Below are 20,392 nucleotides of genomic sequence, written 5' to 3'. Positions count from 1 at the left end.
CCTTTGTCGGATCCTGAGCGAGGAGCGCAGCGACGAGACGAAGGACGCTCAGGAACCGCGGAGCGAGACGAAGGGCGCTCGCGCACCAGGGTGGCGATCGTCATCGCAGGAAGGCCGCGGCGACGCCGGAGTCGACCGGGATGTGCAGACCGGTGGTGCGGCTGAGCTCGGGGCCCGTCAGCACGTAGACGGCATCCGCCACGTTCTCGGGCACGACCTCGCGCTTGAGGATCGTGCGGTTGGCATAGAACTGACCGAGGTCCTCTTCGGCGACGCCGTAGGTGGCGGCGCGGTTGGCGCCCCAGCCGGAGGCGAAGATGCCCGAGCCGCGCACGACGCCGTCGGGGTTGATGCCGTTGACGCGGATGCCGTACTCGCCGAGCTCGACGGCCAGCAGCCGCACCTGGTGCGCCTGGTCGGCCTTGGTCGCCGAGTAGGCGATGTTGTTCGGACCCGCGAACACGGAGTTCTTCGACGAGATGTAGATGATGTCGCCGCCGAGCTTCTGATCGATCAGCACGCGCGCTGCGGCCTTCGACACCAGGAACGACCCCTTGGCCATGACGTCGTGCTGCAGGTCCCAGTCCTTCTCGGTGGTCTCGAGCAGCGGCTTCGACAGCGAGAGTCCGGCGTTGTTGACGACGAGGTCGACGCCGCCGAACGCGAGCACGGCGTCGTTCAGCGCGGTCTGGATCGCATCCGCATCCGCGACGTTCGCCGCGACGCCGATCGCGACGTCGGTGTTCCCGAGCTCTGCGGCGGCGGCCTGCGCCTTCTCGAGATCGAGGTCGGCGATGACGACGCAGGCGCCTTCGGCGGCGAGACGGGTGGCGATGGCCTTGCCGATGCCGCTGGCGGCACCGGTCACGAAGGCGATGCGGCCCTGGTGCGACTTCGGCTTCGGCATCCGCTGCAGCTTCGCCTCCTCCAGCGCCCAGTACTCGATGGCGAACTTCTCGGCGTCGGAGATGGGGGAGTACGTCGACAGTGCCTCGGCGCCGCGCATCACGTTGATCGCGTTGACGTAGAACTCTCCAGCGACACGGGCGGTCTGCTTGTTCGCACCGTACGAGAACATGCCGATGCCGGGCACGAGCACGATGAGCGGGTCGGCCCCGCGGATCGCCGGCGACTCAGCGGTGGAGTGGGCGTCGTAGTAGGCCTGGTAGTCGGCGCGGTAGTCGGCGTGCAGCTCGTGCAGACGCGCGATCTGCTCGTCGACCGATGCCGTGGCGGGCAGGTCGAGGATCAGCGGCTTGACCTTGGTGCGCAGGAAGTGGTCGGGGCAGCTGGTGCCGAGGGCTGCGAGCTCGGGAGCGCGATCCGAGGCGAGGAAGTCGAGCACGACGTCGGAGTCGGTGAAGTGGCCGACCATCGGCTTGTCGGTCGACGCGATGCCGCGGACGGTGCCCGCGAGGGCTGCTGCGCGCTCCCGGCGCTCGGCCTCGGGGAGCGCCTCGAATCCGGCGCGGAGTCCGCCGAACGGGTCGGCCGTGCCGTTGGCCTCGATGTAGGCGGCTGCGGTGTCGATGATCCACAGCGAGTTCGACTCGGCCTCTTCCGACGTGTCGCCCCACGCGGTGATGCCGTGCCCACCGAGGATCGTGCCGATCGCCTGCGGGTTCTGTGCCTTGATCGCGGCGATGTCGAGTCCGAGCTGGAAGCCGGGGCGGCGCCACGGCACCCAGACGACCCTGTCGCCGAAGATCTTCGCGGTCAGCGCTTCGCCGTCGGCGGCGGTCGCGATCGCGATGCCCGAGTCGGGGTGCAGGTGGTCGACGTGCGCGGCGTCGACGAGGCCGTGCATCGCGGTGTCGATCGACGGGGCGGCGCCGCCCTTGCCGTGCAGGCAGTAGTCGAACGCGGCGACCATCTCGTCCTCGCGGTCGAGGCCGGGGTAGACGTCGACGAGCGCGCGCATGCGGTCGAGGCGCAGCACGGCGAGCCCCTGCTCCGTCAGCGTCCCCAGGTCGCCGCCCGAGCCCTTGACCCACATCAGCTCGACCGGCTGACCGGTGACAGGATCGGTCTCGGTGCCCTTCGCCGACGTGTTGCCGCCCGCGTAGTTGGTGTTCTTGGGGTCGGCGCCCAGACGGTTCGACCGCTCGATGAGGGCGGCGGCGGTGGGATTGGTCATGGCTGTTCCTTGTTCTCGGGAGAAGTGGCGAGGATGCGGGCGGCGAAGCGATCGATCGATGCGGTCGCACCCGGGTGTTCCGGACTGTTGAGGTGGCCGTGGCGGGTGCCGGGCTCGGTCGAGATGTCGAGGTCGACGCCTGCGGACCGCAGCGAGGCACCGAAGGCCTCGCCGGAGACGCGCAGCTCGTCGACCTCGTCGTTGATCATGATCGTGGAGGGAAAGCGCGAGAGCTGTGCGGAGGATGCCGTGCCGGGCACGGCGTAGATCTCTGCGCTCTCGACGGGGCCGCCGAGATAGTTCTCGTACATGACCCGCACCGGCTCGGGCCCGAACGTGTCGGCGTCGGGATCGGCGTCGAGCGCCGCGCGCAGCGCAGCATCCGGGTGTCCCTGCACGGCATGCAGGGTCGGATAGGCGAGCACGGCGAGCGCCGGAACGGGTCCCGCGCCGTGGCTCAGCCGCAGCGCGGCACCCGCGGCGAGGTTGCCGCCGGCGCTCGCTCCGCCGATCGACCAGGGGCCGCGGGCGAGATCGGAATCCACGGCCCACCGGAACGCGGCCTCGACCTCCTCGGAGGCGACGGGGTAGTGCACGCCGTCGCGCTCGGGGGCTCCGGATGCTGCGGCCCACGCCTGAGGGAACGGTGCGAGTGCGTAGTCGACCGAGACCACCACGATGCCGCGGTCGGCGAAGCTCCGCGCGACCCAGTCGGCCTCCGGCATGTCGATCTCGCCCGCGAGGAAACCGCCGCCGTGCACCCAGACGAGCCCAGGGCCCGCGGGGTTCTCCGGCTCGTACACGCGCACGCGCAGCGGTCCGTGCGGTCCGTCGAGCACCTGGTCGCTCACAGCATCGTCCGTTCTGTCGGTGGGGCGTCGGGACGCGGGGATCGGCTCCCGCATCCCGACGGGTCTTGTGATGTCAGGGGGCGAAGTGTCAGGCGCCCCAGCCTGCCTGCACTCCGCCGACGCGCTCTGCGGCGATCTTCTGCTGGTAGCCCGAGTCGGCATAGGCCGCCATCGGGTCTGCGGCCAGACCGCGCGACTCGCGCCATTCGGCGAGAGCCGGGCGCACGTCGGTGTAGAAGGCGTCCATGAAGACGGCGTTCGCGGCGAGCACGTCGCCGGACTTCTGCGCCGCAGCCAGGGCGTCTCGGTCGACGAGCAGTGCGCGCGCCGTCATCTCCTGCACGTTGAGCACCGAGCGGATCTGGCCGGGGATCTTGTCCTCGACGTTGTGGCACTGGTCGAGCATGAACGCCACGTCGGGGTTGTTCAGGCCGCCGCCGCGTACGACCTCGAACAGGATGCGGAACAGCTGGAACGGGTCGGCCGCCCCGACGATCAGGTCGTCGTCGGCGTAGAAGCGCGAGTTGAAGTCGAACGAGCCGAGCTTGCCGAGACGCAGCAGCTGCATCACGATGAACTCGATGTTGGTGCCGGGTGCATGGTGGCCGGTGTCGAGGCAGACCGAGGCCTTGTCGCCGAGCGCGACGACCTGCGCGTAGGAGGTGCCCCAGTCCGGAACATCGGTGTGGTAGAAAGCCGGCTCGAAGAACTTGTACTCGAGCACGAGGCGCTGCTCGTCGCCCAGGCGCGCGTAGATCGTCTGCAGAGACTCCTGCAGGCGATCCTGGCGGCCGCGCATGTCGGCCTGGCCCGGGTAGTTCGAGCCCTCGGCCAGCCAGATCTTCAGGTCGCGGCTGCCGGTGGCATCCATCACGTCGATGCAGGCGAGGTGGTGATCGATCGCCTTGCGGCGGATCGCCGCATCCTCGTGGGTCAGGGCGCCGAACTTGTAGTCGTCGTCCTGGAAGGTGTTCGAGTTGACCGTGCCGAGAGAGACGCCGAGGTCTTCCGCATAGGCCCGCAGATCGGAGAATGAGTCGACGAGATCCCACGGGATGTGCAGCGCGACCGAGGGAGCGAGCGCGGTGTACGTGTTGACCTGCGCGGCATCCGCGATCTTCTCCCAGGGGTCGCGGGGGGTGCCCGGCGTGCCGAACACCTTGAAGCGGGTGCCGGAGTTGCCGAATGCCCAGCTGGGGAGCTCGATGCCCTGCTTCTCGAGGGCGGCGAGGTTGTCGGACGAGAGGATGCTCATGAGGCGCTGCCTTCGATATCGGAGTCGGTGGGGGATGCGGGGGAGTCGCCGGCATCGGCGAGCTGGTCTTCGAGGTGGAACACCTCGGTGAGTGTGGCGGCCGCCTGGTCGGGACGACCGTCGAGCCCGATGAAGAAGCGGCCCATCTCGGCCTCCCAACGGGCGGCGACCGCGGAGGCGGCGAGGTAGGCCTGCGCCGCCTCGTCATCGTCGGTCTCGTAATAGCCGAGGAGCGTGCCGCCCTCCGCGAGGAACAGCGAATAGTTGCGACGTCCGGCAGCGGCGATCTCAGCCAGCATCTCGGGCCACACGGGCGAGTGGCGGGCGAGGTATTCGTCGAGCAGCTCAGGGCGCACCTGCAGCTGGAACGCGACGCGGGTCATGGTCGTTCTCTCTTCATCGAGGTTTTGAATCGTTTCATACGGCGTGGCCCAGATTAGCACGGACCACCCGGCTGTCAAGTGACGGACGGATGGTGCGGGGGTCTGCGCGCGTCCGTCGCGACGATCAGAGGCCAGCGACCACCGCGTTGTCGAGCTCGTCGGCGTCGACGCCGGGCCGGACGGCCGCATTGGTGAGCAGTACCCAGGCGATGCCGGCGCCCGGGTGCACCCAGAATTCCGTGCCCGCCCATCCGCCGTGTCCGTACACGTCGCGATCGATCAGTCCGGGGGCGCGAGAGCGCAGATTGAAGGTGAACCCCCAGTCCTGTCCGCGCTCGCGGGGGTACGGATCCAGGCGCGGGATGTCGCCGGTGAGCGGCCGCACCATCATCTCCAGCCCCGCGGGCGACAGGATGCCGTCGCGGGAGCCGCGATGGATGCGCAGCAGCTCGGTTCCGAGGTGCAGCAGGTCCTCGGCGCGACCGAGCAGTCCGGCACCGGGCGCGCGGGTGGCGTGGAAGCGGTCGAGGTCGAGCCCGCCTGCGGCGGCGTCGGGCACTCCGATCGATCGCTCCGCATCGAGCGTGAGGCCGATCGCGCCGATCTCCGCCGCCCAGGCGAGCGTCCCGTCATCCCAGGGTGTTCCGGTCGCGTGCTCGACCAGCGCCGCGATGCCCTCGAAGGCCAGTGTCGAGTAGCGCGAAGCGGATCCCGCCGCGAAGTCCCGCCCTCTGGTGAGCAGCTCCTGGCGCAGAGGCAGCGCCGTGTCGAGTGCAGGCTCGGCGATGCCCGACGTGTGCGAGGCGAGATGCCACAGGCGCACGATGTCGTCGCGGTCGCCCCCGAATTCCGGCAGAGCATCGGTGAGCGGGGTGTTAGGTGTGAGCAGTCCGCGCTCGATGGCACGCGCCGCGGTGATGCCCGTGAGCGCCTTGGTGATCGAGAAGAGCGGGTAGACCGCATCGGTCGCCGCCCCGAAGCCCTCGAGGTCGACGATCCCGTCGGCGGTGGCCATGCCGAGCACGGCCGTGGGCAGGCGCTCGGCCTGCACGTGGCGGCGGGCCCAGGCGAATGCGGCGTCGAAGGTCATGAGTGCGCTCCCGCGGTTCTGGCCGTCGCACTTTCCCGGCGACGGTTCGGACTCTACGATAGGACCATGGCACAGAAAGCGCTTTCCCATCCGGCCGCGCTCATCGACGGGCACCATCCGACCCGCTCCGTGCTGCGTCTCGTCGCCCGTCGTCCCTGGCGGCTGACGTTCGCGATCACCGCATTCGCCGTCAAGGAGATCCCCCTCTGGTCGCTGCCCGTCATCACCGCAGCGATCATCGACGTGGTGGCGAGCAAGGGCGACGTGACCGAGGTGCTGTGGTGGTTCGCCCTCGCCGCCGTGCTGCTGCTGCAGAACTACCCCAACCACATCATCTACACGCGGAACTTCATGACCGTGGTGCGAGACCTCGGGGCCGACCTCCGCAACGCCCTCACCGCGCGTCTGCAGAGCCTGTCGATCGGATACCACACGAGAGTCAGCTCCTCGATCGTGCAGACGAAGGTGGTGCGCGACGTCGAGAACGTCGAGCTCATGCTGCAGCAGGTCACCCATCCGCTGCTCTCGTCGACCATGGTCATGCTCGGTGCGCTGGGCATGACCGCGGTGACGGTGCCCCAGTTCCTCCCCGTCTACGCGCTCGCGGTGCCCATCGCCATCGGCATCCGCTACGGCATGCGCAACCGGTCGCAGCGGCGCAACGAGGTCTTCCGTCGCGAGATCGAGACGCTCTCCGCCCGCGTCGGCGAGATGGCCTCGCTGATCCCGGTGACCCGCGCTCACGGACTCGAGCAGACGGCGATCACGCGCGTCGCCGGAGGAGCGGACGGCGTGCGCCGTGCGGGGCTCGACCTCGACCTGCTCAACGGCCGCGTCGCCTCGATCTCCTGGGTCGCCATGCAGCTGCTGGGCGTCGCCTGCCTGATGCTCGCCGCCGTGTGCGCCCTGACGGGTTTCCTGCCGATCACGCCCGGCGAGGTCGTGATGCTCTCGAGCTATTTCACCCTGTTGACCGGCGGACTCACCCAGCTGCTCATGCTCATCCCGGTGGGCGCCCGAGGTCTCGAGTCCGTGCGCTCCATCGCCGAGGTGCTGCAGGAGCCGGATGTCGAGCAGAACTCCGGCAAGCAGGTCGTCTCGCGCGTCGAGGGGGAGATCGTGCTCGATGCCGCGGCGCATCGGTATGCGGATGCCGACGACGACGCGCTGGCCGCGATCGATCTGCGCATCGCGCCGGGCGAGACCGTCGCCTTCGTCGGTTCGTCGGGATCGGGCAAGTCCACCCTGCTCAACCTCGTGCTCGGGTTCGTGCGCCCCACGAGCGGAAGGATCCTGCTCGACGGCCGCGACATGCAGGAGCTCGACCTGCGGACGGTGCGCCGATCGATCTCGGTGGTGCCGCAGGAATCGGTGCTGTTCGAGGGATCGGTCTTCGACAACATCGCCTACGGCCTGCCTGACGTGACGCCCGATCGTGTCGAGCGCGCCCTGCGCGATGCGAACGCCTGGGAGTTCGTGAGCGCACAGCCGCACGGCTGGGACACGGTGGTCGGCGAGCGCGGTGCGCGACTGTCGGGCGGACAGCGGCAACGGCTGGCGATCGCGCGAGCGCTGGTGCGCGATCCGCGGATCCTCCTGCTCGACGAGGCCACCAGTGCCCTCGACCCCGAGTCCGAAGGGCTCGTCAAAGAGGCGCTCGAGCGGCTCATGCGCGGCCGCACGACCCTCGTGGTCGCACACCGGCTGTCGACCGTCCGGCAGGCCGACCGCATCGTCGTGCTCGAGCACGGACGCATCGTCGAACAGGGTTCCCACGACGAACTGCTCGACGCCGACGGGCGATACGCTCGGCTGCACCTGGTGCAGAACGGCATGAGATGACAGGCACTCACCGTCCTGAGGAGGACAGATGACATCCGACAAGACCCTGCGCGCCGTGCTGGTGGGCACCGGCTCCGTGGCGAACTCGCATGCCGAGGCGGTCGCGGCGTATCCGCACGCCGAGCTCGTCGCGGTCGCCGATCTGAGCCTCGCCAAGGCCGGCGAGTTCGCCGATCGATACGGTATCGCCCGCGCCTACGCCGACCTCGACGAGATGCTGGCGGTCGAGCATCCCGACGTCGTGCTCATCTGCACGCCACCCGCGCCGCACCGCGAGCAGGCGCTCGCCGCCTTCGCGGCGGGCGCGCATGTGATCGTCGAGAAGCCGCCGGCTCCGTCGCTCGACGAGCTCGACGACATGCGCGCGGCCGCCGAGGTCGCAGGACGGCAGCTCGCCGTCGTCTTCCAGCAGCGCACCGGGACTGCCGCCGCGCACGTGCGCGGCCTGCTGCAGGGCGGTGCACTGGGGCGTCCGCTGGTCGCGGTGTGCCAGACGCTCTGGTTCCGCGGACCCGAGTACTTCGCGGTGCCGTGGCGCGGCAGGTGGGAGACCGAGGGCGGGGGGACGACGCTCGGGCACGGCATCCACCAGATCGATCTGCTGGCGCACCTGCTGGGCGACTGGTCGTCGGTGCAGGGGCGGCTCTGGCGGCTCGATCGCGAGACCGAGACCGAAGACGTCTCGACCGCCACGATCGTGTTCGAGGCGGGCGTGGTCGCCCAGCTGATCACGAGCGCGGTGTCGCCGCGTGAGACGAGCTCGATTCGCATCGACACCCAGAAGGCGACGATCACGGTCGATCACGTCTACGGGCACGGTCACGAGAACTGGCGGATCACCCCCGCGCCCGGATTCGAAGGCGAGGCCGAGGCGTGGTCGTTCCCTGAAGTCGAGGAGCGCAGCGCCCATGCCCCGCTGCTGCGTGACGTCTTCGACGCGCTGCGCGACGGAGCCCCGCTGCCTCCGACCGCCGACGCCCCGGCCCGCTCGCTCGAGATCGTGGCGGGCATCTACGCCTCCGCCGCCGCGGACGGAGCGGTCGTGACGCCGGAGCTGCTCGGCGCGCACCCGACGCATCGCTCCGGCTTCGCGAGCCCGGTGACCGACCTGCGCCGATGAGCGAGCTGTACCGCGACCCGGTCTACGACGGTGCCACCGACCCCCGCGTCGTCGTCGATGCATCCGGGCGATGGTGGATGTTCTACACCCAGCGGCGCGCGAGCCTGGAGGACGCGGGGCCGGGAGTCTCGTGGATCCACGGCAGCCGGATCGGGGTCGCCACCTCGGACGACGGACTCGGGTGGGAGTACGAGGGGACCCTCGAGCCGGCGGCATCCGACCTCGTGCTGGAGCAGGGACCGCCACCTGCCGAGGTGGACCGGACGCACTGGGCCCCCGAGGTGGTCTGGGACGGCGAGCGATGGCGCATGTTCCTCACCGAGATCGACGGGATCCCCGACCGCTGGCCCGGGTTCGGGCGCACCATCGTCGAGTACACCTCCGCCGATCTGCGGCGATGGAGCAGGCGGGGGCCGCTCACGCTGAGCAGCGACCGGGTGATCGACGCCGCGGTGGCGCGCACCCCGGAGGGGGCATGGCGACTCTGGTACAAGGACGAGGCGGCGGACTCGGTGACCATGGTCGTGTCCTCGACCGACCTCGACGCATGGAGCCTCGACGGTGTCGCGATCGGCGGGCGCCCGCACGAGGGGCCGACGGTGTTCGAGTCCGGCGGATCGTGGTGGATGATCGTCGACGAGTGGCGGGGGATGGGGGTGTACAGATCTGACGACGGCGTCGGCTGGACGCGCCAGGGGGATCCGGATGCCGTGATCCTCGCCTCCGCTCCCGGCAGCGCGCAGGGCAGCCACGGTGCGCACGTGCGCCACGGCGACGACCTGTGGTTCTACTTCTTCCGCACGGCGGCGGACGGGGCCGCGCACGGCGCGACGGGTGAACGACGGCGGTCCGCCGTGCACCGCGTGCGCCTCGACGTCGAGGCCGGGAACCTCGTCGTGAGAGGATCGGAGAGCGGGCGGTAATCGATGTAATCCCGTCCCGCGAATTCCCGGTTGCGAAACGTTTCAATCTGGATTAGCGTGCAGGTAAGCGTTTTCCCCGCTCGATGGAGAATGCACCCGCACCACATGGACAGAGGCGTTCCGCGGCATTGCCGGACGAGGACGTTCACCAGAGAGGACAACGATGTTCAGCAAGAAGCGTCTGGCGGCCACAGCGGCCGTCGCCACCAGCGCAGCGCTGGTGCTCGCCGGCTGCGCCGGCGGCGGAGGCCCCGAAGCCGGTGCCACCTACGACCCCGACGAGAAGGTCACGCTCGACCTCGCGTTCTGGGGCAACGACGTGCGGGCCGACCTGTACAACCAGGCGATCGACGCGTTCAACGAGGAGTACCCGAACATCACGGTCAACGCGACCTTCCTCGGATTCCCCGAGTTCTGGGAGAAGCGTCAGACCGAGGCGGCCGGCGGCGGCCTCCCCGACGTCATGCAGTTCGACTACTCGTACCTCCGTCAGTACGCCGAGAACGGCCTGCTGCTCGACCTCGAGCCCTACCTCGGATCCGTCATCGACACCGAGCCGCTGTCGGAGAACATCCTCGGCATCGGCGTGGTCGACGACACGACCTACGGCATCACGACCTCGACCAATGCCTGGGCCGTCTTCACCAACCCGGTGCTGCTCGAGACCGCCGGCGTCGAGCAGTTCGCCGGCGGCGACTGGGAGGACTACGACGACTGGATCACCGAGATCTCCGACGCCGGCGCGGGCCAGTACTGGGGCGGCTCGGACTGGACCGGCCGCATCCAGAACTTCGAGCTGCAGCTGCGCAGCGAGGGAAAGAACCTCTTCAACGAAGACGGCACGGCAGGGTTCGACGAGGACCGTCTGAAGGAGTTCTGGGAGTCCGGCTCCGACATCCGCGATGGTGCCGTGGTGCCGCAGCAGGTCGTCGAGGAGGTCCTCCCGCTCAGCGCCTTCGACACCGCGAAGAACGCCAGTGAGCTGACCTGGGACAACTTCGGTGCGGGATACCTCGCCAACCTCGGCGAGAGCTACACCGAGCTCGGCATCGTCGCACCGCCCGTCACCGAGGAGGGGGCGAAGGACCTGTACCTGAAGCCCTCCATGCTGCACACGATCTCGGCCAAGACCGAGCACCCCGAGGCTGCGGCGACCCTCGTGAACTTCCTGGTGAACTCGCCGGAGGCCGGATCCATCTTCGGCACGAACCGCGGGCTCCCCGCCTCGGAGACCGCCCTCGAGGCCGCTGATCTCGACCCGATGAGCCAGGCCGTCAAGGACTACGAGGAGTCCATCGCCGACCGTCTCGGCGACGCTCCTCCCGTGCCGATCGTCGGCTACGGCACCCTCGAGGAGAAGTTCCGCGTGCTGGGCACCGAGCTGAACTTCGGCACCACGACGGTCGACGACGCGGTGACGCAGTTCTTCTCCGAGATGGACGTCGTCCTCAACCAGTGATTCCGTCGGTGGGCCGGGCGTCATCCGCCCGGTCCACCGCACCCCGCACACTTCGGAAGGAGCTGTCATGAGCACGACGGCGACGAGGACGATCGTCACGGGCAAGAAGTCCGGACGAGGGCAGGCGCTGCGCAGCGGCCGTCGCCCAGAGAACGAGCCCGCACGGCCCGGCCAGCGGTCGCGCCAGCGGCGTGAGACGGCGACCGGCTACGCGTTCCTCACCCCGTGGCTCATCGGATTCTTCGGCCTCACGGCCGTGCCGATGGTCTACTCCCTGTACCTCTCCTTCACGAAGTACAACATCTTCCAGCCGCCCAAGTGGATCGGGCTGGACAACTACATCCGTCTCTTCACGAGCGACCCGAACTTCATCCAGTCGGCCCAGATCACCCTGGTCTACGTCTTCATCGGCACGCCGATCACTCTCGCCGCCGCACTCGGGGTCGCGATGCTCCTGAACTACCGCGATAAGGGCGCCGGCTTCTTCCGCTCCGCGTTCTACGCCCCCTCGCTGATCGGCGGCTCGGTCTCGGTCGCCATCGTCTGGCGTGCGATGTTCAACTCCGACGGTCCTGTCGACAGCGGTCTGCAGATCTTCGGGATCGACCTGGGCGGATGGATCGGCAATCCGGGACTCGTGCTCCCGATGATGATCCTGCTCGCCGTCTGGCAGTTCGGAGCCACGATGGTGATCTTCCTCGCCGGTCTCAAGCAGATCCCCAAGGAGCTGTACGAGGCCGCCGAGATGGACGGGGCGAACGCGTACCGACGGTTCCGTGCGGTGACGATCCCGATGCTCTCTCCGGTGATGTTCTTCAACCTGCTGCTGGGCCTCATCGGCGCCTTCCAGGTGTTCGCCTCGGCGTACATCATCTCGAACGGCTCCGGCGGCCCCGCCGGCATGACGAACTTCATCACCGTCTACCTGTACAAGCGCGGCTTCTCCGACGGACAGATGGGGTACGCCGCCGCGATCGCCTGGGTCCTGCTGGTGGTCGTCGCGATCATCGCCCTCATCCTGTTCCGCACCCAGAGGTCGTGGGTGCACTACTCGGGAGACGACAAATGAGCACCTCCAATCAGGCCACCACCTCCGGCTCCGCGTCGACGCCGGCGTTCGCCGCGCAGCAGACGACGCCCGTCGGCCCGCCTGCCCCTCGCCGCCCTATCACGCGCAAGACCTGGCAGACGGTCATCTGGTTCGTCGGTCTGCTCCTGCTCACCGCTGTCGTGCTGTACCCGCTGCTGTGGCTGTTCCTGTCCACGTTCAAGCCGAACTCCGAGTTCGGCCAGAATCCCGGTCTGTTCCCGCAGGCGCCGACGATCGAGAACTACGGCAAGGTCATGGAGGGCATCGCGGGAGTGCCGATGTGGCGCTTCTTCCTCAACTCGCTGATCCTCGCGGTGTCCGCGGTCGTCGGTACCGTGCTCTCGTCGGCGCTCGCCGCCTACGCGTTCGCCCGCGTGCAGTTCAAGGGACTCGGCGTGCTGTTCGCGGCGATGATCGGCACACTGCTGCTGCCGTTCCACGTCGTGATCATCCCGCAGTACATCATCTTCAACCAGCTCGGATGGGTCGACACCTTCATCCCGCTGATCCTGCCGAAGTTCCTCGCCACGGAAGCGTTCTTCGTCTTCCTGCTCGTGCAGTTCATCCGCCAGATGCCGCGCGACATGGACGAGGCCGCGCGCATCGACGGTGCGGGCCACCTGCGGATCTTCTGGTCGATCATCCTGCCGCTCATCAAGCCGGCGCTGATCACCTGCGCGATCTTCTCGTTCATCTGGGCGTGGAACGACTTCCTCGGGCCGCTCCTCTACCTGACGAGTCCCGAGAACTACCCGCTCCCGATCGCGCTGCGGCTCTACAACGACCAGACGTCGTCGTCGGACTACGGTGCGACGGTCACGGCCTCGTTCGTCGCGCTCGTGCCGGTGCTGCTGTTCTTCGTCGTCTTCCAGCGCTTCCTCGTCGACGGTGTCGCGACACAGGGTCTGAAGGGCTAGTCATGTCGGTCATCAGCGGAGAGCGGCGCGCACAGCGCGCCGCGACGCGCGAGGCGCGCTCCGGCGCAGGACCCACCGTCGCGGGTGTGGAACCGGGGGCCAACCCCGGTGCGACGGCGAAGTTCGGCCTGTTCGGCGAGGTGCTGACGATCGGCCTGATGATGACGATCGTCGCCCTCGGCGTCGTCACGCTGCCCATCGCGCTCGCCGCCGGCATCCGTCATCTGCGGCGGTTCGTCGCGGCCGAGGACTCGCGCAGCTCCCTGTTCTGGGACGACGTGCGTGCCGGCATCCTCCGATCTCTCGCGGTCGGCGTGCCGGCGGCGCTGATCGCGGCCGTGCTCACGGTCGACATCGTGCTCGCGGGGTCGGGCGCACTGCCCGGTGGAGAGGCCATCGCCGTCATCGGCTGGGCGGGTCTGCTCGTTCTCGCGGTCACCGTGCTTCTCGCGGCGGGCGAATGGTCTCCCTCGCGCGGCTGGGTCGTCGCGGTGCGCGCGGTGCCGGGCGTCGTCCGTGCGGATGTCGCGGGAGCCGCCTACATCGCCGCTGCCGCGATCTTCACCGGCGTCGTCACCTGGGCGCTCGCGCCGCTGTTCATCGCCGGAATCGGCTGCGCGACGCTCGCCGTCGTCGCCGTGCCCGCGCGTCGCCGGCGTGGAGACAACCACGCAGGATGAGAAGGTAGTCGTTGGCGCACGCGCAGACGGACGGAGGCACGCCATGGCTGTAGGGGTGAAAGACGTCGCGGCTGCGGCCGGCGTCTCGGTCGGCACCGTCTCGAACGTCTTGAACCAGCCGGAGCGCGTGTCGGCGAAGACCGTCGAGCGTGTGCAGCGCGTGATCCGCGAGCTGGGCTTCGTGCGCAATGATGCCGCCAGGCAGCTGCGCGCCGGTCGCAGTCGCAGCATCGGACTCGTGGTGCCCGACATCGGCAACCCGTTCTTCGCCGAGGTGGTGCGCGGGGCCGAGGATCGTGCGGCGGATGCCGGCATGACCGTGCTGCTCGGCAACAGCGACGAGCGGGATGAGCGCCAGCTGGCGCATCTCGAGCTGTTCCAGGAGCAGCGGGTGAACGGCGTGCTGCTGACCCCTGCGTCGGACGACCTGTCCGCCGTCCACCGCTTCGCCGCAGGCGGGATGCCGGTCGTTCTCGTCGACCGCGAAGTGGAGGAGGGCGTGCTGCCGTCGGTGTCGGTCGACGACGTCGAGGGCGGCAGGGTGGCCGCCGAGCATCTGCTGGCTTCAGGGCGTCGCCGGTTGGCGTTCGTCGGTGGACCGCCGTCGGTGCAGCAGGTCGCCGATCGTCTGCGCGGGGTGCGCGCGGCGGTCGACACGCACCCGGACGTCACCCTCGAGGTCTTCGAGCAGTCCGCCCTCACCGTCCTGCAGGGCAGGGCCGCGGGCGAGATCATCGCCGCCCGCCCCACCGGATCACGACCGGATGCCGTGTTCGCGGCGAACGACCTGCTCGCCGTCGGTCTGCTGCAGGCGTTCAGCTTCGGCTCCGCCATCCGCGTGCCGGAGGACATCGCGATGGTCGGCTACGACGACATCGACTTCGCCTCGGCCACCGTCGTGCCGCTGAGCTCGGTGCGGCAGCCGGCGAGACTGCTCGGCTGGACCGGCGTCGACCTGCTGCTGAAGGAGCTGGACGGCGTGGAGCACGACCGCCGCGTGCGATTCCAGCCCGAGCTCGTCGTGCGCGAGTCGAGTGCCGTCACCGACTGAGCACCGATTCGTCGCTGCCCCGTGAACCCGTTATGCTTGCAGGGTGCATCCGGTCTTCACGGAGCGGATGCCTGGAGACGTCGCATAGTCCGGCCGAGTGCACCACCCTGCTAAGGTGGAGTCCCCTCACGGGGACCAGGGGTTCAAATCCCCTCGTCTCCGCAGAAGGAATCCCCGCTCAGGCGGGGATTTTCTGTTTTCAGGCGCTGATTCCGCGGTCCTGCGCCGCGAGGGCATCCGCGAGGTACGTCGCCGTCGTGCTGTCGCTCGCTGAGGCGACGGAGCGGGCAGTGCCCTGTGCCACGACGGATCCTCCGAGGTCTCCGGCGCCGGGGCCCATGTCGATCACCCAGTCGGCCTGCGCGACGACACGCATGTCGTGCTCGACCATCACCACAGTGTTGCCGGCGTCGACGAGGTGCTGGAGGTGCACGAGCAACCGATCGGTGTCCGACGGATGCAGCCCGGAAGTGGGCTCGTCGAGCAGGTACAGGGTGTCGCCGTGCTGGGCGCGTCGCAACTCGGATGCCAGCTTCACGCGCTGTGCCTCGCCGCCCGACAGCTCTGTCGCCGACTGCCCCAGCGGCAGGTATCCCAGTCCTACATCGAGCAAGGCATCGAGGTGTCGCGCGACATCGGCGTCATCATCGAAGAGCACGCGCGCGTCGTTCACGCTCAGGGCGAGGACGTCGGCGATCGTGTGACCGTGGAGTTCGATCTCGAGGGTCTCCGGGTTGTAGCGCGTGCCGCCGCACGTGCTGCACGGGGCATGGACGGTCGGGAGGAAGAGCAGCTCCACCTCGACCGTGCCCTCGCCCTTGCAGGTGGGGCATCGTCCGTTCGGCAGGTTGAATGAGAACCGGCTCGCGGCGTAGCGTCGCCGGCGTGCTTCGGGAGTCGCGGCGAACAGAGCGCGGACGCGGTCGAAGAGGCCTGTGTACGTCGCCACGTTCGATCGCGACGTGCGGCCGATCGGCTTCTGGCTGACCTGCACGACGCGCCGCACGCGGCTGGCAGGACCCGACGCCCGCCCCGTCGTCTGGGCTGTCGGCGCGGAGAACAGCGGATCGGCGGTCGTGCTGCTCTTCTCGCCGTTCGACGCGTCGATCGTCGAGCCGTCGACCTCGCTCGACAGGCTCTTCTGCAGCAGATCGGGCAGAGCCTGGGTCACCAGGGAGGACTTGCCCGAGCCGGAGACGCCGGTGACGGCGGTGAGGCAGCCGAGGGGGATCGACACCGACACGCTGCGGAGGTTGTTCCGCGAGACGTCGGTGAGCACGAGCTCGCCGTCGGGCTCGCGGGAGGCGGGCCTCGGGGTCGGCTGCTGCGCGGCGCGCAGGTCATCGGCGAACAGGTAGCGCCGGGTCTGGGAGCGCTCCACGTCGCGGAGACCGTCGATCGGGCCGGAATAGACGATCTCGCCACCGGTGGCCCCCGCACCGGGGCCGATGTCGACGATCCAGTCCGCATGCCGGATCACGTCGAGCGAGTGCTCGACGAAGAAGACCGTGTTGCCGGAGTCCCGGAGCGAGCGGAGGATGCGCACGAGCGCCTCGCCATCGGCGGGGTGGAGGCCGGCGGAGGGCTCGTCGAGCACGAACATGACCCCGAACAGCTGCGAGAGCACCTGGGTGGCGAGCCGCATGCGCTGCAGCTCGCCGGAGGAGAGGGTGGGCGTCGATCGATCCAGCGAGAGGTAGCCCAGGCCGAGCTCGATGATGGGCGAGACCCGGTCGCGCAGCTCGTCGACCAGCCGCTGCGCCGCGAGCTGCTTCTCGGGTGCGAGTGCCCTGCCCTCGGAGCCGCCGGCATCCGACCCGCTGTCGGAGGGGGCGAGTGCCGTCTCGAGAAGCGCCGCGAGATCGGCGAGCGGCAGCGCGGCCATCTCGGTGATGTCGAGACCGGCGAACGTCACGGCGAGCGCTTCGGGCTTCAGTCGACGTCCCTCGCACAGCGGGCAGCGGACGCTGACCATGTAGCTCGCCGCCTTCTCGCGCATCTTGGCGCTCTTCGAGTGGGCGAACGTGTTGAGCACGTACTGCTTCACGCCGACGAACGTGCTCATGTACGACGGTTCGACCCCGGCGGCGACGGCCTTGCGCACCTGTGCAGGACCACGATCGGTGAACACCGGCACCTGAGGGGATTCCTCGGTGTACAGCACCCACCGACGCTGCTCCTCGGGCAGATCGCGCCAGGGGATGTCGATGTCGTAGCCGAGGGAGATCAGGCTGTCGATGAGCTGCTTGCCGTGCCACGCTCGCGGCCAGGCGTCGAGGGCGCGGTCGCGGATCGACAACGACTCGTCGGGGACCATGAGGTGCAGGGGCACGTCGTACACCTGCCCGATGCCGTGGCATCGCGGGCATGCGCCCTGGACGGTGTTCGCCGAGAAGTCCTCGGCGAACAGGGGCTCCGCGCCGGGCGGGTACGTGCCGACGCGCGAGAACAGCATGCGCACCACATTGCCGATCGAGGTGGCGCTGCCGACGGTCGATCGAGCGCTGCCGGCGGTGCGCTGCTGGGGGAGGGCGACCGCCGGGGGCAGCCCGCCGATGGCGTCGACGTCGGGGATGTCGACCTGGCTCATCAGGCGTCGCGCGTAGGGCGCCACGGACTCGAAGTAGCGTCGCTGGGCTTCGGCGTAGAGGGTGCCGAACGCGAGGGAGCTCTTTCCGGAGCCGGAGACGCCCGTGAAGGCGACGAGGGCGTCGCGGGGTATCGCGACGTCGACATCGCGAAGGTTGTGCACACGTGCTCCGGTCACGACGATCGCGTTCGACGTGCCGGAGAGCTTCGACGGTGGGGTCCCGCCCATCATGGACCTCTTCTCGTATCCCGCGCAGGACGGGGGTGGATGCGACGATCGCCGACTCCGCGCCACGTTACCCCGACCGTCCGACTTCGTCGGCGTCCTTGACAGCGGGGAGCGGACCCCGCCCGCACCGGCGTCTCGAGGATTGCGGAGTATGGCACCCCGGTCTGCTCGGGTCTTTCGGGAAGCGCTATCCTGAAGCCCTTCCTCTCGCCTCGCCTAGGAGCATCCTCCATGCCCATCGCCGCTGATGACCCCCGCCTCACCTCCGTCTACGAGGCCGCATCCACCCGCTACACGGACGTGCCCTTCCAGCGCGCGGGCGCGAGCGGCGTGCAGCTCCCGAAGGTCTCGCTCGGCCTCTGGCAGAACTTCGGACGAGACCGCACCTTCGACAGCCAGCGGCAGATAGTGCTGCACGCGTTCGACCGGGGCGTCGTGCACATCGACCTCGCGAACAACTACGGCCCGCCGTACGGATCGGCCGAGTCGACGTTCGGATCGGTGCTCGCCAGCGGTCTCGCCCGTTACCGTGACGAGCTGTTCGTGACGACCAAGGCCGGCTACGACATGTGGCCGGGGCCCTTCGGCGACGGCGGATCGCGCAAGTACCTCGTGCGATCGCTCGAGCAGAGCCTGCAGCGCATGAACACCGACTACGTGGACGTGTTCTACTCGCATCGGCCCGATCCCGAGACTCCGCTCGAGGAGACGACGACGGCCCTCGCCGACATCGTCCGCAGCGGCAAGGCGCTGTACGTCGGCATCTCGAACTATCCGGCCGAGCTCGCCCGCCGCGCCTACGAACTGCTCGCCGAGCAGGGCGTGACGCTGCTGCTGCACCAGCCCCGCTACTCGCTGTTCGACCGCACACCGGAGGCCCAACTGTTCCCGGCGCTGCGCGAGCTGAACGTCGGCAGCGCGGTCTTCTCACCGCTCGCACAGGGCCTGCTGACGGCGAAGTACATCGACGGCGACGTGCCCGCCGACTCACGGGCGGCGAGCAGTCACTTCCTGAACGGGTCGGCGCTCACCGACGACTACCTCGAGCGCATCCGCGGCATCGACCGCATCGCGAAGGATGCGGGGCTCTCGATCCCACAGCTCGCCATCGCCTGGGTGCTTCGCGATCCGGTGGTCACCACGGCGATCATCGGCGCCTCCCGCACCGGACAGATCGACGATGCGGTCGCGGCAAGCCGCGTGGAGCTCTCCGCCGAGGTCGTCGCCGCACTCGAGGAGTTCGCGGCCGCGCCCGGCACCGCCGTCGTCTGACGGCACGCCCGCGGGGCGCGATCCCGCCCCCGCGGGCGGGTGCCTCGCTAGAGTCGATCGCATGAGTGCGACGAAGGTGTTGTTCATCGGCGGAACCGGGATCATCTCGTCGGCGGCGAGTGCGCTGGCCGCCTCACGTGGCATGGAGGTCACGCTGCTCAATCGGGGCACGTCGCGTCGCGACCCCGCGGAGGGCGTCGAGGTGCTCACGGCAGACATCGAGGATGCCGCGGCCGTCGACGCGGCGCTGGCCGGACGGGAGTTCGACGTCGTCGCCGACATGATCGCGTTCACCCCCGAGCAGGTGCAGCGTGACATCGACCGGTTCGAGGGGCGCACCGGTCAGTACGTGTTCATCAGCTCCGCGTCCGCCTACCAGAAGCCGGTGGCCCGCCTGCCGATCACGGAGTCCACACCGCTGCGCAACCCGCACTGGCAGTACTCACGCGACAAGATCGCCTGCGAGGATCTGCTCACGACCGCCTATCGGGACCGCGCCTTCCCCGTCACGGTGCTGCGCCCCTCGCACACGTACGACAAGTGGACGATCCCCGCGTTCGGCGGCTGGACCGCGATCGACCGCATCCGCCGTGGCGAGGAGATCATCGTGCACGGCGACGGGACATCGCTGTGGACCCTCACCCACGCGAGCGATTTCGCGGTCGGGTTCGCGGGACTGCTCGGCAACCCGCTCGCCTACGGGGACACCTTCCAGATCACGAGCGACTTCGTCTATACCTGGAACGAGATCTACGGGATCCTCGGGCGCGCGGCCGGTGCCGAGCCGCGAATCCGGTATGCCACCAGCGCGGCGATCGAAGCCGCGGCCCCCGAGCGCGCGGGGCAGCTCTCCGGCGACATGGCCCACTCGGTGGTCTTCGACAACACGAAGATCCGCCGCATCGTGCCCGACTTCGCCCCGGTCGTGGCGCTGCACACCGCGGCGCGCGAGATCGTCGACTGGCACGACGCGCACCCTGAACTGCAGCGCGTCGATCCCGCCGTGAACGCGCTGTTCGACGCGCTTCTGGCCTGACGCCAGGCGTCTGACGTCTGACGTCTGGCCTGACGTCCGGCCTCCGGCTCAGGCGGCGGACATCACCGCGAGGACGTTGCCGGCCGGGTCGCGGAACCAGGCGATGTCGGGCCCGCGCCCCGGTCCGCCCCGCATGATGCCCTTCGGATCGCTGTCGAACTCGGAATCGTCGTAGATCTTCGTCGCCACGCCACGTCCGTTGAGATCGTCGACGGCGGCATCGATGTCGTCGACGGGGAAGTTCAGGATCGTGAAGCTCGCCGGAGTGTGGTCGGGCTTCGCGTAGACGAGGATCGATCCGCCGTCGGGAAGATGGATGTCGAGGAACCCCATCGCGTTGGTCTCGACCCGGAGTCCGAGGACGTCGCCGTAGAACGAGCGGGCGGCATCGATGTCGTCGACGCTGAACCCGCTGAATGCCCGTGTGGTCTGGAATGCGCTCATGCGTTCAGCATGCGCCGCCGCACC

17 protein-coding genes and 1 tRNA gene are annotated in these 20,392 nt (G+C 69.1%); 11 read left to right on the top strand and 7 right to left on the bottom strand.

What is annotated here, in order from left to right:
* Positions 1-100: 100 nt before the first annotated feature.
* The 5 genes from ASD43_RS02175 to ASD43_RS02155 all read right to left on the bottom strand — a co-directional run bounded on the left by ASD43_RS02175 (position 101) and on the right by ASD43_RS02155 (position 5,716).
* A complete protein-coding gene (locus ASD43_RS02175; protein ID WP_056412980.1) occupies positions 101-2,137 on the bottom strand; it encodes a bifunctional rhamnulose-1-phosphate aldolase/short-chain dehydrogenase in 2,037 nt (678 codons plus the stop codon).
* Positions 2,134-2,988, bottom strand: coding sequence for an alpha/beta hydrolase (locus tag ASD43_RS02170; RefSeq protein ID WP_056412977.1), 855 nt, complete (start codon positions 2,986-2,988; stop codon positions 2,134-2,136). The genes ASD43_RS02175 and ASD43_RS02170 overlap by 4 nt, the downstream gene beginning before the upstream one ends.
* Positions 2,989-3,076: 88 nt before the next feature.
* Positions 3,077-4,243, bottom strand: coding sequence for an L-rhamnose isomerase (rhaI, locus tag ASD43_RS02165; RefSeq protein ID WP_056412975.1), 1,167 nt, complete (start codon positions 4,241-4,243; stop codon positions 3,077-3,079).
* The gene (locus ASD43_RS02160) at positions 4,240-4,626 is read right to left on the bottom strand and encodes an L-rhamnose mutarotase (RefSeq protein WP_056412970.1); all 387 of its coding nucleotides are present in this window, start codon (positions 4,624-4,626) and stop codon (positions 4,240-4,242) included. The genes rhaI and ASD43_RS02160 overlap by 4 nt, the downstream gene beginning before the upstream one ends.
* Positions 4,627-4,750: 124 nt before the next feature.
* A complete protein-coding gene (locus tag ASD43_RS02155; RefSeq protein ID WP_056412967.1) occupies positions 4,751-5,716 on the bottom strand; it encodes a serine hydrolase domain-containing protein in 966 nt (321 codons plus the stop codon).
* A 66-nt stretch (positions 5,717-5,782) separates the two neighbouring features.
* Here ASD43_RS02155 and ASD43_RS02150 point away from each other — a divergent pair, with 66 nt between their 5' ends.
* The 9 genes from ASD43_RS02150 (at position 5,783) to ASD43_RS02110 (ending at position 14,960) form a co-directional block, all read left to right on the top strand.
* Positions 5,783-7,558: an ABC transporter ATP-binding protein gene (locus tag ASD43_RS02150; protein ID WP_056412964.1), complete on the top strand. Its 1,776-nt coding sequence runs from the start codon at positions 5,783-5,785 to the stop codon at positions 7,556-7,558.
* Positions 7,559-7,586: 28 nt separating this feature from the next.
* Positions 7,587-8,678 (top strand): Gfo/Idh/MocA family protein, encoded by a 1,092-nt coding sequence (locus ASD43_RS02145; RefSeq protein ID WP_056412961.1) that lies wholly within the window; start codon positions 7,587-7,589, stop codon positions 8,676-8,678.
* Positions 8,675-9,601, top strand: a complete 927-nt coding sequence (locus ASD43_RS02140; protein WP_056412958.1) for a hypothetical protein — start codon at positions 8,675-8,677, stop codon at positions 9,599-9,601. Before ASD43_RS02145 ends, ASD43_RS02140 begins: the two co-directional genes overlap by 4 nt.
* A 163-nt stretch (positions 9,602-9,764) precedes the next feature.
* Positions 9,765-11,060 carry an ABC transporter substrate-binding protein gene (locus ASD43_RS02135; protein ID WP_056412955.1) on the top strand — a complete coding sequence of 432 codons (1,296 nt, stop codon included), beginning with the start codon at positions 9,765-9,767 and terminating at the stop codon, positions 11,058-11,060.
* Positions 11,061-11,127: 67 nt separating this feature from the next.
* Positions 11,128-12,129 (top strand): carbohydrate ABC transporter permease, encoded by a 1,002-nt coding sequence (locus ASD43_RS02130; RefSeq protein ID WP_056412952.1) that lies wholly within the window; start codon positions 11,128-11,130, stop codon positions 12,127-12,129.
* Complete coding sequence (locus ASD43_RS02125) at positions 12,126-13,067, top strand: carbohydrate ABC transporter permease (RefSeq protein ID WP_056412949.1); 942 nt, start codon at positions 12,126-12,128, stop codon at positions 13,065-13,067. The genes ASD43_RS02130 and ASD43_RS02125 overlap by 4 nt, the downstream gene beginning before the upstream one ends.
* A 2-nt stretch (positions 13,068-13,069) precedes the next feature.
* On the top strand, positions 13,070-13,747 hold the full coding sequence (locus tag ASD43_RS02120; protein ID WP_056412946.1) for a hypothetical protein: 678 nt from the start codon (positions 13,070-13,072) through the stop codon (positions 13,745-13,747).
* A gap of 43 nt (positions 13,748-13,790) precedes the next feature.
* Positions 13,791-14,798 carry a LacI family DNA-binding transcriptional regulator gene (locus ASD43_RS02115; protein ID WP_200946553.1) on the top strand — a complete coding sequence of 336 codons (1,008 nt, stop codon included), beginning with the start codon at positions 13,791-13,793 and terminating at the stop codon, positions 14,796-14,798.
* A 73-nt stretch (positions 14,799-14,871) separates the two neighbouring features.
* Positions 14,872-14,960 (top strand) — tRNA-Ser (locus ASD43_RS02110).
* Positions 14,961-14,997: 37 nt separating this feature from the next.
* On the opposite strand, the gene ASD43_RS02105 is transcribed toward ASD43_RS02110, so the two are convergent.
* Complete coding sequence (locus ASD43_RS02105) at positions 14,998-17,619, bottom strand: excinuclease ABC subunit UvrA (RefSeq protein WP_200946552.1); 2,622 nt, start codon at positions 17,617-17,619, stop codon at positions 14,998-15,000.
* A 228-nt stretch (positions 17,620-17,847) separates the two neighbouring features.
* Between ASD43_RS02105 and ASD43_RS02100 the strand changes: the two genes are divergently transcribed.
* Together ASD43_RS02100 and ASD43_RS02095 are read left to right on the top strand one after the other, a co-directional pair.
* Complete coding sequence (locus ASD43_RS02100) at positions 17,848-18,888, top strand: aldo/keto reductase (RefSeq protein ID WP_056412941.1); 1,041 nt, start codon at positions 17,848-17,850, stop codon at positions 18,886-18,888.
* 61 nt (positions 18,889-18,949) lie between these two features.
* Complete coding sequence (locus tag ASD43_RS02095) at positions 18,950-19,924, top strand: NAD-dependent epimerase/dehydratase family protein (RefSeq protein ID WP_056412938.1); 975 nt, start codon at positions 18,950-18,952, stop codon at positions 19,922-19,924.
* 48 nt (positions 19,925-19,972) lie between these two features.
* Here ASD43_RS02095 and ASD43_RS02090 read toward each other — a convergent pair whose 3' ends face one another.
* On the bottom strand, positions 19,973-20,368 hold the full coding sequence (locus tag ASD43_RS02090; RefSeq protein ID WP_056412936.1) for a VOC family protein: 396 nt from the start codon (positions 20,366-20,368) through the stop codon (positions 19,973-19,975).
* Positions 20,369-20,392 lie beyond the last annotated feature (24 nt).

The sequence above is a fragment of the Microbacterium sp. Root553 genome (assembly GCF_001426995.1).
Classification (GTDB): domain Bacteria; phylum Actinomycetota; class Actinomycetes; order Actinomycetales; family Microbacteriaceae; genus Microbacterium.
Note: the sequence above shows the minus strand (reverse complement) of the source record. Positions and strands in the feature narration are given on the sequence as shown.

Excerpts from the sequence above, each read along its gene's own strand:
- ASD43_RS02175 (WP_056412980.1), bottom strand. The coding sequence starts at position 2,137 with ATGACCAATCCCACCGCCGCCGCCCTCATCGAGCGGTCGAACCGTCTG.
- rhaI (WP_056412975.1), bottom strand. The coding sequence starts at position 4,243 with ATGAGCATCCTCTCGTCCGACAACCTCGCCGCCCTCGAGAAGCAGGGC.
- ASD43_RS02160 (WP_056412970.1), bottom strand. The coding sequence starts at position 4,626 with ATGACCCGCGTCGCGTTCCAGCTGCAGGTGCGCCCTGAGCTGCTCGAC.
- ASD43_RS02155 (WP_056412967.1), bottom strand. The coding sequence starts at position 5,716 with ATGACCTTCGACGCCGCATTCGCCTGGGCCCGCCGCCACGTGCAGGCC.
- ASD43_RS02150 (WP_056412964.1), top strand. The coding sequence starts at position 5,783 with ATGGCACAGAAAGCGCTTTCCCATCCGGCCGCGCTCATCGACGGGCAC.
- ASD43_RS02145 (WP_056412961.1), top strand. The coding sequence starts at position 7,587 with ATGACATCCGACAAGACCCTGCGCGCCGTGCTGGTGGGCACCGGCTCC.
- ASD43_RS02140 (WP_056412958.1), top strand. The coding sequence starts at position 8,675 with ATGAGCGAGCTGTACCGCGACCCGGTCTACGACGGTGCCACCGACCCC.
- ASD43_RS02135 (WP_056412955.1), top strand. The coding sequence starts at position 9,765 with ATGTTCAGCAAGAAGCGTCTGGCGGCCACAGCGGCCGTCGCCACCAGC.
- ASD43_RS02130 (WP_056412952.1), top strand. The coding sequence starts at position 11,128 with ATGAGCACGACGGCGACGAGGACGATCGTCACGGGCAAGAAGTCCGGA.
- ASD43_RS02125 (WP_056412949.1), top strand. The coding sequence starts at position 12,126 with ATGAGCACCTCCAATCAGGCCACCACCTCCGGCTCCGCGTCGACGCCG.
- ASD43_RS02120 (WP_056412946.1), top strand. The coding sequence starts at position 13,070 with ATGTCGGTCATCAGCGGAGAGCGGCGCGCACAGCGCGCCGCGACGCGC.
- ASD43_RS02115 (WP_200946553.1), top strand. The coding sequence starts at position 13,791 with ATGGCTGTAGGGGTGAAAGACGTCGCGGCTGCGGCCGGCGTCTCGGTC.
- ASD43_RS02105 (WP_200946552.1), bottom strand. The coding sequence starts at position 17,619 with ATGATGGGCGGGACCCCACCGTCGAAGCTCTCCGGCACGTCGAACGCG.
- ASD43_RS02100 (WP_056412941.1), top strand. The coding sequence starts at position 17,848 with ATGCCCATCGCCGCTGATGACCCCCGCCTCACCTCCGTCTACGAGGCC.
- ASD43_RS02095 (WP_056412938.1), top strand. The coding sequence starts at position 18,950 with ATGAGTGCGACGAAGGTGTTGTTCATCGGCGGAACCGGGATCATCTCG.
- ASD43_RS02090 (WP_056412936.1), bottom strand. The coding sequence starts at position 20,368 with ATGAGCGCATTCCAGACCACACGGGCATTCAGCGGGTTCAGCGTCGAC.